This is a genomic window from Propioniciclava tarda (genome assembly GCF_900182665.1).
Classification (GTDB): Bacteria; Actinomycetota; Actinomycetes; order Propionibacteriales; family Propionibacteriaceae; genus Propioniciclava; species Propioniciclava tarda.
In genome coordinates this window covers 267,301-281,551 of sequence record NZ_FXTL01000002.1, presented here as the reverse complement: position 1 = coordinate 281,551, position 14,251 = coordinate 267,301, and the positions used below count along the sequence as shown (strand labels likewise).

Sequence of the window (14,251 nt, the reverse complement as noted above, 5' to 3'; positions counted from 1 at the left end):
CATGGACGCCGAGGCGTCCGCTGGTTTCGCCGGGGTCCCGGACGCCTTCCAGCGCCTGTGGACGCCCCACCGCATGGTCTACATCGGCGGCGAGGCGAAGCCTGCGGACGCGTCCGAGGGGGAGTGCCCCTTCTGCCGCGCCCCGCACCAGTCGGACGCCGACGGTCTCGTCGTCTTTCGGGGCGAAGCGTCCTATGTGGTCATGAACCTGTTCCCGTACAACCCGGGGCACGTGCTGGTCTGCCCGTATCGCCACGTGGCGGACTACACCGAGCTGACCGAGGGCGAGCGGGCCGAGTTCGGTGAGATCACCAAGCGGGCCATGGACGTGATTCGCGCGGTGTCGCGTCCGGCTGGGTTCAATGTCGGGATGAACCAAGGTGAGGTTGCAGGCGCGGGGATCGCCGCCCACCTGCACCAGCACCTCGTTCCGAGGTGGGCGGGGGACTCCAACTTCTTGCCGGTGGTGGCCCAGACCAAGGCCTTGCCGCAGCTGTTGGAACAGACCCGGCGGCTGCTCGCCGACGCGTGGAGCCAGCTCTAGGCGTCCACCGTTTGAGTGGTCGGCAACCTCATCCCCGCGGCCAGGGAAGCGACTAGGCTGACAGCCGTCCCAGGGCTTTGACGAAATGAGGAGGCTCCATGTTCCCCGAGGATCTGCGCTACACCGACAAGCACGAGTGGCTCCGCGCCGGTAATGGCGGCACGGTGCGCGTCGGCATCACCGCCTTTGCCGCAGAGGCACTCGGTGACGTGGTCTACGTCTCCCTGCCTCAGGTCGGCGAGGAAGTCGCCCTGGACGACAGCTGCGCCGAGATCGAGTCGACCAAGAGCGTGTCCGACGTCTTCGCGCCCGTCTCCGGCGTCGTGACGGCCGTCAACCCGTTGCTGGACGGCGCGCCCGAGACCATCAATGCCGACCCCTACGGTGACGGCTGGATGTTCGAGGTGGAGATGTCCGATACCGCGGAGCTCGACGATCTCCTGGACGCCGAAGGCTACGCGGCGCTGGTCGGCGAGAGCTGAGCGCCCGCGGCTAGGTTAGTGTTAGCGAACCCCGGGGTCCCCCCGGGTCCACGCTCAGAAAGGGACTCGATGACCTGCCCCGAATGCGGCCAGCAGCTACCCGACACCGTCAACTTCTGCAGCAACTGCGGCGCCGCTCTCAAGAGTCACAGCGGCGACACGACGCGCGTGATCCCCGCGATTCCGAGCGAGGACCAGGTCGAGCTCACCGAGGCGCAGTTGGAGGCTCTGGCCGACATCCCGCGCGGGGTGGGGCTGCTGCTCGTCGTCCGGGGCCCGAACGAGGGCACCAAGTTCGTTCTCGACACCGACACGGTGACCGCCGGGCGGCACCCTCAATGCGACATCTTCTTGGACGACGTCACGGTCTCAAGGCATCACGCCAAGCTCACGAACCGGGCGGGGCACAGCTGGATCACCGATCTGAACAGCCTCAACGGCACCTACGTCAACCGATCGCTCATCGAGGGGGACAGCCCGCTCAAGCGGGGTGACGAGGTCCAGATCGGCAAGTTCCGCATGCTCTATCTGGTGGACCCGGCCGGGCAGGACTAAATGCCCCCGGATCGGCGCAGCATCGGCCAGGTCCTGAAGATCCTGGTCGACGAGTTCCCTGACATCTCGATCTCGAAGATCAGGTTCCTCGAGACCGAGGGACTGCTGTCGCCGGAACGGGCGCCATCCGGGTACCGCCGCTACTCCGAGGCGGACATCAAGAGGCTGCGCTACATCCTCGACGTGCAGAAGAACCATTACCTGCCGTTGAAGGTGATCCGCGAGCATCTGGACCTCATCGATCAGGGCCTGGACCCGCCGAGCCTGGAAACGCCGGTCCCGGAGCCCGACCTCACGCCGGCTCCGGTGACGACGGGCCCGACGCTGGCGTCCGGGCCGAACCCCGGGAAGCGTCCGATCCACGTGACGCGCCGCGACCTGCTGCGGCTGAGCGGCCTGTCGGACGCGGCGTTGGTCGAGCTGGAGCGGCACGCCCTCGTGGTGCCCCGCCGGGGGACGATTTTCTACGGCCGCGACGCGCTCATGGTGGCCGTGGCGGCCCGGAAGCTCGCGGGCTACGGCATGGACGCCCGACACCTGCGCGCGATCAAGCAGGCCGTCGAGCGTGAGGTCGGCCTGATCGACCAGGCCGTGAACACCGGCGCCCGACGTGGCCAGGCATCGCGCCAGGCGGCGTCCGACATCATGCAACTCGTCATGCACGTCCACGCCGCGATCCTGCGGCAGTCGATTTCCCACTGAGGCCGCCATGATCCAGCTGCTCTTCGGCGACGTCCGGGTGACGGACCACGCGGTCTCACCGGTCCTGGTGCTGAAAGAGCTCGACGGGGAGCGGCAGTTGGCCATCTGGATCAGCGCAGCCGCGGGCGCGGCGATCCTGTCCGCGCTCGAACCCGAATCGGTCGATTACCCGTCGACGCACGACCTGCTGGTCGAGGCCCTGGCCAGCCAGGGAGCCCTCATCGAACGCCTGAACATCACCTCGGCCGCCGACGGGATCTTTCACGCCGAGCTGAGCATCAACGGCATGACCGTCACGTGCCGCGCCTCGGACGGGGTCGCGCTCGCGCTTCGGTGCGGAGCCCCGATGTTCGTCGCGGACGAGGTGATGGCGGACGCCGGCGTGACCCAGGCACAGCTGGCCGCCGGTGACGAGTGGCCTGAGTCCACGGCGGACGAGGTCGAGCAGTTTCGGGCCTTCCTGGCCAACGTCAACGCTGACGACTTCGACGAGCGGTCCTAGCAACCCTCCAGATCTGCTTCAGACTTCGCGACCCGATGCTCGCGCAGCGGCGGCGTGTCGAGCCCTGCGGTGGTGATGCATGGTTAGCGTACGGGCCGTAGAGTCAGCCCAACGACGACGAATGAGGCCCCCGTGAACGCCCAAGCGACGCAGCGCCCGGTCCCGGCTCAGGTGCAGGACGCACTCTTCGAGGGGGACTTCTCTCCGCTGCCCGAGGACCTCGGCTTCCGCGGCCCCGTGGCGTGCAACGCCGCCGGCATCACCTACCGCCAGCTCGACTACTGGGCGCGCACCGACCTCGTCGTTCCCGAGATCCGCCCCGCCGGCGGCTCCGGAACGCAGCGGCTCTACAGCTTCCGCGACATCCTGATGCTCAAGGTCGTCAAGCGCCTGCTGGACGCGGGGATCTCCCTGCAGCAGATCCGCACCGCCATCGAGCACCTGCGCGCCCGCGGCGTCCGCGATCTGACCCAGGTCACGCTGATGAGCGATGGCATCTCGGTCTACGAGTGCGTGTCCAACGACGAGATCATCGACCTGGTGCAGGGTGGCCAAGGCGTCTTCGGCATCGCCCTCGGTGGGGTCTGGCACGAGCTGGAGGGCACCCTCGCCGAGCTGCCCACCGAGCGGGCCGACGTCTCGGTCGACGCGGGGCTGGACGCCTCGTCCACGATGGGTGACGAGCTGGCGCTGCGCCGTCAGGCGCGGCACGCCGGTTAAGTTGAGGGGCCCTCGCCACCCCGTCCGGGCGGCTCCAATCGGGGCCTGACTCGATAGATTGTCCAGGTGGCGCCGCCCCGATGGCCGGGGCGCAGCCGCTGGGAGCCTCATCATGGACGTGTTCGTTGATCGCCACCTAGGCGTCATCGGAGAAGACCGCCGGCACATGCTGGACGCCGTCGGGTACGACGATCTCGACGCGCTGGCGTCCGCGGTGGTGCCCGCCACGATCCTCATGGACCGGGCGCTCGACCTTCCCGAGGCTCTGACCGAGGCCGAGGCGCAGGCTCGCCTCTCCGGCTTGGCCGCCGCTAACACCCCTGGCCGCGCCATGATCGGCCTGGGCTACTACGGCACGATCACGCCCGCTGTGATCCGCCGCAACGTGCTGGAGAACCCGGGCTGGTACACGGCCTACACCCCGTATCAGCCCGAGATCAGCCAGGGCCGCCTGGAGGCGCTGCTGAACTTCCAGACGATGGTCGCCGACCTGACGGGCCTGCCGTCGTCCGGGGCGAGCCTGCTGGACGAGGGCACCGCCGTGGCCGAGGCGGTCGCGTTGGCGCGGCGCACGACGCGCAAGGGCTCGGTCGTCTTGCTCGATGCCGGCCTGCTGCCGCAGAGCGCCGCCGTCGTCCGGACGCGAGCGTTGGCCCTGGGCTACGACGTCGTCGAGGCAGCAGACCTGGTCGAGGGCCTGCAACGTCATGACGCTTTCGCTGTCGTCGTGCAGACCCCGGACGCCGACGGTCGCGTCCGTCGCCTTGACGAGCTCGAACTCATCGCGGCCAAGGCCCACGAGAACGGCACCACCGTCATCGCCGCGGCAGACCTCCTGGCCCTGACCCTGCTCACGCCGCCCGCCGAATGGGGTGCCGACGTCGCCGTGGGGACGACCCAGCGCTTCGGCGTGCCCCTGTTCTTCGGCGGCCCGCATGCCGGCTACATCGCCGTGCGCGAGGGCCTGGAACGGCAGATGCCGGGACGCCTCGTCGGCCTGTCCGTCGACCCGCACGGCGCGCCCGCCCTGCGCCTCGCGCTGCAGACGCGCGAGCAGCACATCCGCCGCGAGAAGGCGACATCCAACATCTGCACCGCGCAGGTGCTGCTGGCCGTCGCGGCGTCCATGTACGCCGTCTACCACGGGCCGCAGGGACTCAAGGCGATCGCCCAAGACATCCACGACCGGACGCGTCGGCTCGCGGCGAATCTCGCGGCCCACGGGACGCCGCCCGAGCACGAGGCGTTCTTCGACACGCTCACCGTCAGCGCTCCCGGCCGCGCTCGCGACGTCGTGGCCGCGGCGCGCGCGTCCGGGGTCCACCTGCGTCTGGTCGACGAGGACCGCGTCGGCATCAGCGTGGGGGAGGACACGACGGCGTCCGACCTGCACGCCGTGGTCGCCGCGTTCGGGGGCGTCTGGGACACCGACGCCGTCTGGGGCGGTCTGGGTCAGGACCTGCGGACGAGCTCCTACCTCACCCATCCGGTGTTCAACACCTACACCTCCGAGACCGAGATGATGCGGTACCTGCGCTCGCTCGCCGACCGCGACTTCGGGCTGGACCGCGGGATGATCCCGCTCGGCTCCTGCACGATGAAGCTCAACCCGGCGGCGTCCATGGAGCCCATCAGCTACCCGGGTTTCGCCAATCTGCATCCGTTCGTTCCCGCCTCGGACGCCGTGGGCTACGCCCAGCTGATCGACGACCTCGAGCGCTGGCTGTCGGCGGTCACCGGCTACGACAGGGTGAGCCTGCAGCCCAACGCCGGTAGCCAGGGTGAGTTCGCCGGCCTGATGGCGGTCCGGTCCTACCACCTCTCCCGTGGGGACGCGGCCCGTGATGTCTGCCTGATCCCCGCGTCCGCTCACGGCACCAATGCGGCGTCCGCAGCGATGGCCGGCATGAAGGTCGTGGTGGTCGGGACGGCTCCGGATGGCTCGGTCGACATGACCGACCTCCGCGCCAAGATCGCCGCGCACGCCGACCGGCTCTCCGTGATCATGGTTACCTACCCGTCGACGCACGGCGTCTTCGAGGAGCAGATCACCGAGGTGTGCGCCCTGGTCCACGAGGCTGGCGGCCAGGTCTACGTCGACGGGGCGAACCTGAACGCCCAGATGGGCCTCTCCCAGCCCGGCAAGTTCGGGGCCGACGTGAGCCACCTGAACCTGCACAAGACGTTCGCCATCCCGCACGGCGGCGGCGGGCCCGGCGTCGGCCCGGTGGCGGTCCGTGAGCACCTCGCGCCGTTCCTGCCCTCCCACCCCCTGCGGTCGGACGCCGGCCCGGCGACGTCGTATGGGCCGGTCTCATCCGCGCCCTTTGGCTCCGCGGGCGTGCTGCCGATCACCTGGGCCTTCATCGCGATGATGGGCGCTGCCGGCCTGAAGGCGGCCTCGCAGACGGCCGTGCTCAACGCCAACTATCTGGTGGCGCGCCTCAAGGACCGCTATCCGATCCTGTACACCGCCGAGAGCGGCCTCGTCGCCCACGAATGCATCCTCGATCTGCGGCCCATGACGAAGGCCACGGGAGTCACCGTGGACGACGTCGCCAAGCGGCTGATCGACTACGGCTTCCACGCGCCGACGATGAGCTTCCCGGTGGCCGGCACGCTCATGGTCGAGCCGACTGAGTCGGAGTCCCTGACGGAACTCGATCGCTTCGCGGACGCCATGGTGGCGATCGCGGACGAGGCGGAGGCCGTCGCGTCCGGGACGTGGCCGGCCGACGACAACCCGCTGCACAACGCCCCGCACACGCTGGAGCAGTGCGTGGCCGATGCCTGGACGCATCCCTACCCGCGGACCCTGGCCGCCTTCCCGGCGGGGCAGAAGCGCGGCCTGATCGCCCTCGGCGCCCAGGACCGCTACTGGCCGGCCGTCGGGCGCGTCGACAACGCGCACGGCGACCGCAACCTCATCTGCTCCTGCCCGCCGCCCGAGGCGTACGAGGACTGAGCTCGAACAGACGGACGCCTCGCAGGCTTGGCCTGCGAGGCGTCCGTCTTTGGTCGGGGGCCGTCAGTGGTGCTCAGGCAACGCGGCCGCGACCGGCGCGGGCTGCCCGATGCCGGCCAGCAGCTCGAGGTACCAGTCCTGGGTGATGTCGAACGGCTTGCCGCCCTTGATGCGCTCGAACTCGATCGCTCGGAGTTCGTCGCCGCGCTCTTCGTCGTGGCCGATGACGCCGGGCACGCCAGCCAGAGCCGAGTCCACGGCGAGGTGGCACATCTCGGTGATCAGCTCGCGATCGAAGTCGTTGGACGCCGCAGAGCGGGCGAAGTAGCCGGACTTCTGGACAAGCGTCTTGCTGGCGCCGAGCATGTGGGCGAACTGCTTGCCGAACCAGGCGCCGGGGTTGATGGTCTCCAGGCGAATGTGGCCGAAGGCGTCCCGGGCTACGGTCTCGCCCTTGGCCTCCAACTCGGCGACGATGGATTCGACCCCGGCACCCTCGGACAGGAAGATCGTCACGCAGCCGACCTCGTCCATGACGTGGCGGAGGCGCTCGGCCTCGGCCTGCAGATCGATGACGGCCTCGGGGACGAAGACGCCGTGCACATCCCACGCCTTCTGGTCCAGGCCGATCTCCGGCAGCCACTCCGAAGCCAGCACCCAGTCGTGGTACCGGCGGGCCGTGGCCGCGGTCAGCCAGCCGCAGTTGCGACCCATGACCTCGTGGACGATGAGCGTCCGGCTATTTGAGTTGTGCTCGGCGATTACATTCTTGGCGAAGAGCGCGCCCTGCTCGGCGGCGGTGTCGGCGCCCAGCGACTGCCGGATCGGGATCACGTCGTTGTCGATGGTCTTCGGCAGGCCCACGACCGTGAGGTCGTAGTCGTGCTTCTTGAGATAGGCCGCGAGGTCGGCGGCCGTGGTGTTGGTGTCGTCGCCGCCGATGGTGTGCAGGACGTCGACGCCGTCGGCGACCAGGCGATCGGCAGCCACCTGAAGCGGATCGGCGCCCGCGGGAACCAGCCCGCGCTTCACCAGGTCCTTGGCGTTCGTCAGCTTGACCCGCGAGTTGCCGATCGGCGAGCCGCCGTAGAAGGCCAGCAGCGCCGCCTTGTCGCGGACCGTCGGCGTCACCGTGTAGAACGACCCCTGCAGGAGGCCCTGGTAGCCGTTGCGGTAGGCGATGATCTCCACGTCGGGGGCGACCTCGGTGTAGCGCTCGATGAGCGCCCCGACGGCGGTGGACAGGCAAGGGGCGAACCCGCCGGCGGTGAGGAGGGCGACTTTCTTGACCATGGGTCGGTGACCTTTCGCGTCTCGTTCGGGCGGGATGTCCCCGCCCGGTCAGCCTAGTGCGGGACGCCTGTCCACAGGCGGGGGCGTCCCAGGAGCGGGACGCGGCCCCACCTGGCAGAATCGCCCGCATGGCCCACCCCGGCCCGCCGATCCGGCGGCGAAGCGACGAGCGTGGCGCCTCGCTGTCCGCGTTCGTCGCCACCGTTGTCGTGGCCCTGCTGTTGATGGGTGGACTCGTCATCGACGGGGGCAGGCGCTCCAGCGCCGACCGCGAGTGCCAGCAGGTCGCCACGGAGGCCGCCCGGGCCGCGACGGACGCCGGCGCGGTAGCGCGGGCCGCCGGCGTCACCCCTGATCCGGCTGACCTCAAGCGCGTGGCCCAGTCCGTCGTGGCGACCCATCCCGGGCTCACCGCCAGCGTCGTCGTCACGGGCGGAACGATCCAGGTGTCGACGCGGAGAGTGGTCCCGACGACGTTCCTCAGCCTGATCGGGGTCAACCAGCTGGAGGCGGGCGGGCAGGCGTCCGTCGCCTTGCTCGGCACGCCCTGACCGGACGCCGACGCTAGGCTTCGCCCGTGGCCAGGTACATCGACGTCCATCCCGACAACCCCCAGCCCCGCGCTCTCGCCCAGGTCGCGGACCTGGTGCGTGCGGGGGGGCTCGTGGCGTACCCGACGGACTCGGGATTCGCCCTCGGCTGCAGCCTGGGCAACCGCGACGGGCTCGAGCGCATCCGCGCCATCCGCCACCTTGGCCCCAAGCACCACTTCACGCTCGTCTGCAGCGAGTTCTCCCAGCTCGGCGAGTACGTGCACATGGACAACCGGGTCTTCCGGGCCGTCAAGGCCGCCACGCCCGGCCCCTACACCTTCATCCTGCACGGGACGAAGGAGACGCCGAAGGTCATGTTGCACCCGAAGAAGAAGACGGTGGGCGTCCGGATTCCGCAGCACACGACCGCTCTGGCGCTGCTGTCCGAGCTCGGCGCGCCGTTGATGTCCAGCTCGTTGATCCTGCCGGGCAGTGACACTCCGCTGACGGACGGCTGGACCGTCAAGGAAGAGCTCGACCACGTGGTCGACGCCGTCCTCGATTCCGGCGACTGCGGCCTCGGGCCCACCACGATCGTCGACCTCAGCGACGAGGAGCCCGAGGTCGTCCGGATCGGTGTCGGCGACCCCTCGCCGTTCCTCGAGGATTAGGGGGACGCCTCGGCCTCCGGGCTGTCGTCCGACCCGTTGTCGTCCAGGCCGTTGTCCTCGGGGTCGTGGTACTTCGGCGGGACCTCCGCGTGATTCAGGGCCGCCGCGTAGTCGGGAACCCGCGACATCAGCCGCTGGTCCGTGCGACGGTAGCCGGTGCCCTTGGGCCGCTTGGGGAACTCGATCACGGGGCGGTCCACGTGGGTGTAGGGCACCGACTCGAGCAGGTGCGTGATCATGTTGATCCGCGCCTTCTTCTTGTCCTCGGCCTCCACCACGTGCCAGCGCATCGGCTCGATGTCAGTGTGGATGAACATGTCGTCCTTGGCGCGGCTGTAGTCCTCCCAGCGGGTCAAGGACTCCAGGTCGGTGGGGGAGAGCTTCCAGCGCCGCATCGGATCGGTCATCCGTGACTTGAAGCGCTTCTCCTGCTCCTTGTCGCTGACTGAGAACCAGTACTTGAGCAGCATGATGCCGTCGTCGACCAGCATCCGTTCGAAGACCGGCACCTGTCGGAGGAAGCGCTGGTACTCCTCGGGCGTGCAGTAGCCCATGACCCGTTCGACGCCGGCCCGGTTGTACCAGGAGCGATCGAAGAGCTTGATCTCGCCGGCCGCCGGCAGGTGCTCGACGAAGCGCTGGAAGTACCACTGCGTCTTCTGCCGCTCGGTCGGGGTTGGCAGGGCGACGACCTCGGCGAGGCGCGGGTTGAGGTACTCGGTGATGCGCTTGATCGCGCCGCCCTTGCCCGCGGCGTCGCGTCCCTCGAACAGCACCACGACCCGCGCTCCGGTCGCCTTGACCCACTCCTGCATCTCGACCAGCTCGGCCTGGAGCCGCGTGAGTTCGGCCTCGTACAGGTCGTTGTCGAGCTTGGCTGCCTTCTGACTCATGAGCACATGATTGCCTGCCACGGCTCGCCGCGCAGCCCCCTCAGCAACATTCCCAGCCGACCAGTGCTGTACTGGCCCCGTAGGCCGCCGAGCGTGTGGAGTGGATGAGACATGCTGTACGTACCCGAGTTCGACTGTGACCTGACGCTGTCCCGCTGGACGGGTCGTCCGTCGGGACTCACGATCGACCCATTCGGGGTCGAGTGTTTCGTCGCCGCCCCGACCCCCAAGCGTCGTCTGTTCGGACGCCGCCCCGCCGCGGTCCGCCCCGCGTACCTGCACGTGCTCGTCCACCGGGAACTGGCGGCGGAGCGCATCAAGTCGTGGGCCGTCATGCAGGTGGCCCGACTGGGGGTCGTGGGCGATGACCCGGCCCTGTCCGGCGATCAGCTCAACCGTCTCGTCGAAGCCGAGTTGGGGCGGCTGGGTTCGGTGACCTGGACGCCGTCAACGGTCGTCATCGACGGCGTCGACCGGCCCGCGGAGGCCTTCGTCGTAGACGAGCAGCGCTGGGCTGTCTGGATGGACGTCGGCCAGCAGCAGGTCGCGCTGGTGGGACGGGACATCGCACTGGACGCCGCACGGCTGCGGTCGGCGTCCGACGCCGAGACCCGGGAGATCAGGATGGCTGCGCTGAGGGTGTAGGGGACACGGCAGCCAGGGCGGCCAACTGCTGCGCGGCCTCGATCGCGAGGTCCGAGCCCGGGGCCACGTCGATCACCTGCTGCCAGGACGCCCGCGCGCGGCCGGCGTCGGGGGGCGTCCGAGACAGGTAGAGGAAGCCCAGGTTGTACGCGCCCGCGGCGTTCTTGGGGTCCCGTTTGACGACCTCGAGCCACTCGCGCTCGGCCCCTTCGAGGTCGGCGTTATTGAACAGGTAGGTCCCCAGCAGGAGCCGAGAGTCGGCGTGGTCAGGGCGCAGCGCCACCACGCGTCCCTGCCAGTCGACGGCCTTGTCCCAAGACCCGGCGCGGGCCTGCATCGCGGCGATGGCGGCCCGCGTCTCGGCGTCCGCGGGGTCCGCGGCGGCCTTGGCTTCGAGGGCGCTCAGCGCCGCGGCGTCCACGGGCGTCGCCGTAGGGAGCGTCATCGTGGGGTGGCCGCTGGGCGGGGCACTGGCACGCTGCCCCCACGAGCTGACCGCCACGCCCAGGACGATGCCGGCGAGCAGCGCGGCGAGGACGAGCCAACGCGACGGACGCCAGCCCCTGCCGGCCGCGACCGGACGACGCAGAGAACGGGCGGACGCCGATGGCCCGGTGACCTCCCCCAAGACATCGTCCACGCTGTCGACGTCGTCCAAGGGACTCGTCACCGGGCCACCGTCATGTCACAGGCCTTACGGGGTCGCCGTCGGCGCCGGGGCGGCCGGGCTGTAGACGGGGTTGACGATCGGCGTTGGCGTCGCAGCCGGAGCCGGCGTTGCGGGAGCCGCGGTCGTCGGAGCCGGGGTCGCCTTCATCGGCGTGTAGTCCTTGGCCGGATCCTTGGTCACGGGCTCGGTGATGCCCCGAAGCGCGAGCTGACCGCGACGGGCGGCGTCCGTCACGTCGGCGACGATGCTGAGCGCGTACTGCGGGGCGTGGAAGCCGCGGCTGTTCTCGCTGACGGTGTAATCCTGGAAGAACTGGGCCTTGCGCTGCCACTGCTGGGCGGCCGCGATCCAATCGGGGTTGACGTTGCCCGCGGCCTTGGCCGCCGCGATGTCACGGATCAACTGATCGAGCGCATCGAAGGACTTCGACGACGACTCCTTCCAGGTGGACTGGATGGTCTCGACGCGGCCCTTCATCTCGGCCTCGGTCTGGTGGTGGCAGGTCAGGCAGGACTTGTTGATCTGCGCCTCGTCAGCCATCGGGCTACGGACCTGGTGGTCACTGACCTTGACGGCGCCTTGCCGCGTGTACGGCATGTGGCAGTCGGCGCAGGTGACGCCGTTCTTAGCGTGGATGCCCTGGGCCCACGTCTCGTAATCAGGATGCTGGGCCTTGAGCACCTTGGCGCCGGTCAGCGACTGGGTGAAGTCGCTGAAACCGATCGAGTCGTAGTAGTCGAGGGCGTTGTTGGCGGTGAGGCCGTTCTTCCACGGGAAGACCAGGGTCTTGGCGTCGCCCTTGAAGTAGTACTCGACGTGGCACTGGGCGCACACGAAGGCGCGCATCTCGTTGTTGGTCGCGTCCTTATTGGGATCGAAGTTCGCGATGCCCTGGGTCGCCTTGTAAGCCTTGATGCCCTCGACGAAGGCCGGACGGGTGATCCGCAGCTTCATGGTGGCCGGGTCGTGGCAGTCGATGCAGGTGACCGGATGCTTCGCCAGCTTGGTGGCGTCCGCGTACGGCATCTTGTTCATCGTGGCCCAGGCGCCCGCGGGATCCTTGGGATCGATGGCGTTGAGAACCTCGGGGACCGACGCGTGGCAGTTCAGGCAGGAGCCCGGCTGCTTGAACGGCGGCTGGACGCGCTTCACCAGCTGCTGATCCAGCAGCATGTACGCGTGCCCGCGCGGCTCGTTGTACTCGACGGCGAACGCGTAGCCCTGCCACATCGTGACGAGGCGCGGATCGGCCGCCAGCTTGCTCTTGGCCATGAAGGCGCGGGGGTCACCGGCCGGCGGGGTGGCCTGCTCGGACGCTGGCATTTCGGCCGTCTTCGCCCACGACTCGTACTGAGCGGGGAAGTTCTTGCCCCACTCGGCCGGGTCGAAGCTGGTCTCGGTCAGCTGCACGACCTGGAAGAAGGGCTGGGTGCTTTCCGCCTTCCGCTGCGCGATGTTCATGAGGAGCGCGACGATCCCTCCCGTGATCAGCGCGCCGATCACGAAGAAGGCGGCCGGCAGCAGCCACCGACGGCGGCTGTGGTCGGGCTTGGGCTCCACGACGGGCTGGGGCTCTTCAGCGGTACTCATGTCATTCACCTCTTGTGTCCGACCTCGTTGTGGCAACGGAGGCAGTCGATCTGGGCATTGGAGTGCAGCGAGGGCTGCTCGATCTGGCTCACGAGATTCCCGTGGCAGTTCAAGCAGTTCTCGCGGACGAGCTCCTTGTTGTGGTCTCGGATCTTGATGTTGGTCGGGTACGCGCCGGTCGTGAACTTCAGCGAATGCCAGAAGCCGTTGTCCGCCTCGGACAGCAGCCATTGCACCGGTTGGCTGTGCTTCTCGGGGGAGTGGCACTCCTGGCAGGCGACCGTCTTGTGGCTGCCCTTGGCCCAAGCGTCGTACTGCTTGTTCATCGAGTGGCACTGCTTGCAGGTGGCGGGATCGTCGGCGAAGTAGGCGAAGCCGTTGGCGTAGCCGAACGTGAAGCCCATGATCCCGACGGTCACCCCCACTAGGCCCGCTCCGATCAGGACGAGGAAGCCTCGCATCCCACCGGCCAGGGCCAGGAGCTTGGAGACCATCCGGGCACCTCCTCGACGTCGCGGTTCCGTCTCTCATTCTTTTCTGTCGAAGGGGTGCCCGCTGATGAATGGAGGCACACCGTAGATACATTCGGGCAGACCTGGGTCGGGCCCGGCTCACCGCTGGCCGGCGAGGCCTCCGGCGACGATCAACGCGGCGGTCGATCTGTCCGATACACCCAGCTTGCGCAGGGTGCTGTGGCCGTGGTTCTTCACGGTGCCCTCGGTGATGAAGAGGCGTTGGCCGATCTCGCGATTCGTGAGCCCGGCGGCCACCCAACGCATGATTTCCTTCTCGCGCTCGCTCAACTCGTCCAGCCCGGGAGCCGTGGAGCGCGGCGCGGCGCTGGCGCGCACGGCCTCGAACAGGCGGCCGATGAGGGTGCTCGAGAGTGAATTGCCCTTGTCCCGCACCGACCGCAGCGAGTCGAGCATCTCGGGGATGGGCATGTCCCGGAGCAGGTAGCCGTGGACGCCAGCCCTGATCGCGGTCACCAGCCCGTCGTCGGTGGCGTCGCTCGTCCACAGGACGACCCGGCACGCGGGGAGCCGATCGAGGATCGCGACCACGTCGTCGATGATGGCCAAGGCGTCCTCGATCTCGATCAGCACGATGTCCGGGCGGGACAGGACGGCCTGGGTGAGGGCGGCGACGCACGATTCGGCTGGAGAGACGGTGATGAAATCTGCCTGGGCCGCCAAGGCGTTCGCAAGGATCGCGCGCGTGGGCCGGTGTTCGCTCACGACCATCACGCGGCAGGGCGCCAACGCGGCGCAGGACCCGCCGGCTCCGGACGCGCGGGACGGACGCGTCCGCGGCTCCCTGGCGGCGCGCGGTGAGCCGGCCAACACGGCGAGCTTGCGCGTCGTCAGGGTGGCGACGTCGCCGCCCTGTGGTGCTCGGCAGACGGTGAAGTCCACGGGCAGTCCTCCCGGGGGAGCCGACGCGAACGGGTGGTGGACGGCCCCTTACGGGCACGCTAATAGACCGA

General features: G+C 69.0%; 16 protein-coding genes. 10 read left to right on the top strand and 6 right to left on the bottom strand.

The genetic code is table 11. The features are described 5' to 3' along the window. The first annotated feature begins 1 nt into the window (after position 1). The 7 genes from FN821_RS03210 (at position 2) to gcvP (ending at position 6,470) form a co-directional block, all read left to right on the top strand. Positions 2-544, top strand: a complete 543-nt coding sequence (locus tag FN821_RS03210) for an HIT family protein (protein ID WP_131171107.1) — start codon at positions 2-4, stop codon at positions 542-544. Between the two features lie 98 nt (positions 545-642). Next, a complete protein-coding gene (gcvH, locus tag FN821_RS03205) occupies positions 643-1,026 on the top strand; it encodes a glycine cleavage system protein GcvH (protein WP_131171106.1) in 384 nt (127 codons plus the stop codon). A 69-nt stretch (positions 1,027-1,095) separates the two neighbouring features. Further along, the gene (locus FN821_RS03200; RefSeq protein ID WP_131171105.1) at positions 1,096-1,581 is read left to right on the top strand and encodes an FHA domain-containing protein; all 486 of its coding nucleotides are present in this window, start codon (positions 1,096-1,098) and stop codon (positions 1,579-1,581) included. Then, positions 1,582-2,283, top strand: a complete 702-nt coding sequence (gene ftsR / locus FN821_RS03195) for a transcriptional regulator FtsR (RefSeq protein WP_131171104.1) — start codon at positions 1,582-1,584, stop codon at positions 2,281-2,283. 7 nt (positions 2,284-2,290) lie between these two features. After that, on the top strand, positions 2,291-2,785 hold the full coding sequence (locus FN821_RS03190) for a bifunctional nuclease family protein (protein WP_131171103.1): 495 nt from the start codon (positions 2,291-2,293) through the stop codon (positions 2,783-2,785). A 132-nt stretch (positions 2,786-2,917) separates the two neighbouring features. Continuing rightward, positions 2,918-3,505, top strand: coding sequence for a MerR family transcriptional regulator (locus FN821_RS03185; RefSeq protein WP_131171102.1), 588 nt, complete (start codon positions 2,918-2,920; stop codon positions 3,503-3,505). 112 nt (positions 3,506-3,617) lie between these two features. Further along, a complete protein-coding gene (gcvP, locus tag FN821_RS03180; RefSeq protein ID WP_131171101.1) occupies positions 3,618-6,470 on the top strand; it encodes an aminomethyl-transferring glycine dehydrogenase in 2,853 nt (950 codons plus the stop codon). Positions 6,471-6,533: 63 nt separating this feature from the next. Here the strand turns inward: gcvP and FN821_RS03175 are convergent, their stop codons facing one another. Next, positions 6,534-7,763 carry a pyrophosphate--fructose-6-phosphate 1-phosphotransferase gene (locus tag FN821_RS03175; RefSeq protein ID WP_131171100.1) on the bottom strand — a complete coding sequence of 410 codons (1,230 nt, stop codon included), beginning with the start codon at positions 7,761-7,763 and terminating at the stop codon, positions 6,534-6,536. Positions 7,764-7,891: 128 nt separating this feature from the next. Between FN821_RS03175 and FN821_RS03170 the strand changes: the two genes are divergently transcribed. Together FN821_RS03170 and FN821_RS03165 are read left to right on the top strand one after the other, a co-directional pair. Further along, entirely contained in the window at positions 7,892-8,314 is a 423-nt protein-coding gene (locus FN821_RS03170; RefSeq protein WP_131171099.1) for a pilus assembly protein TadE, read from the top strand. A gap of 26 nt (positions 8,315-8,340) precedes the next feature. Beyond that, positions 8,341-8,967, top strand: coding sequence for an L-threonylcarbamoyladenylate synthase (locus tag FN821_RS03165; RefSeq protein WP_131171098.1), 627 nt, complete (start codon positions 8,341-8,343; stop codon positions 8,965-8,967). Here FN821_RS03165 and ppk2 read toward each other — a convergent pair. Next, the gene (gene ppk2 / locus FN821_RS03160; RefSeq protein WP_131171097.1) at positions 8,964-9,860 is read right to left on the bottom strand and encodes a polyphosphate kinase 2; all 897 of its coding nucleotides are present in this window, start codon (positions 9,858-9,860) and stop codon (positions 8,964-8,966) included. The two genes, FN821_RS03165 and ppk2, sit on opposite strands and share 4 nt — an antisense overlap. 111 nt (positions 9,861-9,971) lie before the next feature. Here ppk2 and FN821_RS03155 point away from each other — a divergent pair, with 111 nt between their 5' ends. Then, the gene (locus FN821_RS03155) at positions 9,972-10,505 is read left to right on the top strand and encodes a hypothetical protein (protein WP_131171096.1); all 534 of its coding nucleotides are present in this window, start codon (positions 9,972-9,974) and stop codon (positions 10,503-10,505) included. On the opposite strand, the gene FN821_RS03150 is transcribed toward FN821_RS03155, so the two are convergent. The 4 genes from FN821_RS03150 to FN821_RS03135 all read right to left on the bottom strand — a co-directional run bounded on the left by FN821_RS03150 (position 10,480) and on the right by FN821_RS03135 (position 14,180). Continuing rightward, the gene (locus FN821_RS03150) at positions 10,480-11,175 is read right to left on the bottom strand and encodes a tetratricopeptide repeat protein (RefSeq protein WP_131171095.1); all 696 of its coding nucleotides are present in this window, start codon (positions 11,173-11,175) and stop codon (positions 10,480-10,482) included. The genes FN821_RS03155 and FN821_RS03150 overlap by 26 nt on opposite strands. Positions 11,176-11,199: 24 nt before the next feature. Further along, on the bottom strand, positions 11,200-12,765 hold the full coding sequence (locus FN821_RS03145) for an ammonia-forming cytochrome c nitrite reductase subunit c552 (RefSeq protein ID WP_131171094.1): 1,566 nt from the start codon (positions 12,763-12,765) through the stop codon (positions 11,200-11,202). Between the two features lie 5 nt (positions 12,766-12,770). Continuing rightward, positions 12,771-13,259, bottom strand: a complete 489-nt coding sequence (gene nrfH, locus FN821_RS03140; RefSeq protein WP_241660068.1) for a cytochrome c nitrite reductase small subunit — start codon at positions 13,257-13,259, stop codon at positions 12,771-12,773. A gap of 117 nt (positions 13,260-13,376) precedes the next feature. Beyond that, positions 13,377-14,180, bottom strand: coding sequence for a LuxR C-terminal-related transcriptional regulator (locus tag FN821_RS03135; protein ID WP_131171093.1), 804 nt, complete (start codon positions 14,178-14,180; stop codon positions 13,377-13,379). Between the last annotated feature and the right edge of the window lie 71 nt (positions 14,181-14,251).

Coding starts and splice junctions, on each gene's coding strand:
- gcvH (WP_131171106.1), top strand. CDS start 643: ATGTTCCCCGAGGATCTGCGCTACACCGACAAGCACGAGTGGCTCCGC.
- gcvP (WP_131171101.1), top strand. CDS start 3,618: ATGGACGTGTTCGTTGATCGCCACCTAGGCGTCATCGGAGAAGACCGC.
- FN821_RS03210 (WP_131171107.1), top strand. CDS start 2: ATGGACGCCGAGGCGTCCGCTGGTTTCGCCGGGGTCCCGGACGCCTTC.
- nrfH (WP_241660068.1), bottom strand. CDS start 13,259: ATGGTCTCCAAGCTCCTGGCCCTGGCCGGTGGGATGCGAGGCTTCCTC.
- FN821_RS03155 (WP_131171096.1), top strand. CDS start 9,972: ATGCTGTACGTACCCGAGTTCGACTGTGACCTGACGCTGTCCCGCTGG.
- ftsR (WP_131171104.1), top strand. CDS start 1,582: ATGCCCCCGGATCGGCGCAGCATCGGCCAGGTCCTGAAGATCCTGGTC.
- FN821_RS03145 (WP_131171094.1), bottom strand. CDS start 12,765: ATGAGTACCGCTGAAGAGCCCCAGCCCGTCGTGGAGCCCAAGCCCGAC.
- FN821_RS03190 (WP_131171103.1), top strand. CDS start 2,291: ATGATCCAGCTGCTCTTCGGCGACGTCCGGGTGACGGACCACGCGGTC.
- FN821_RS03170 (WP_131171099.1), top strand. CDS start 7,892: ATGGCCCACCCCGGCCCGCCGATCCGGCGGCGAAGCGACGAGCGTGGC.
- FN821_RS03175 (WP_131171100.1), bottom strand. CDS start 7,763: ATGGTCAAGAAAGTCGCCCTCCTCACCGCCGGCGGGTTCGCCCCTTGC.
- FN821_RS03200 (WP_131171105.1), top strand. CDS start 1,096: ATGACCTGCCCCGAATGCGGCCAGCAGCTACCCGACACCGTCAACTTC.
- ppk2 (WP_131171097.1), bottom strand. CDS start 9,860: ATGAGTCAGAAGGCAGCCAAGCTCGACAACGACCTGTACGAGGCCGAA.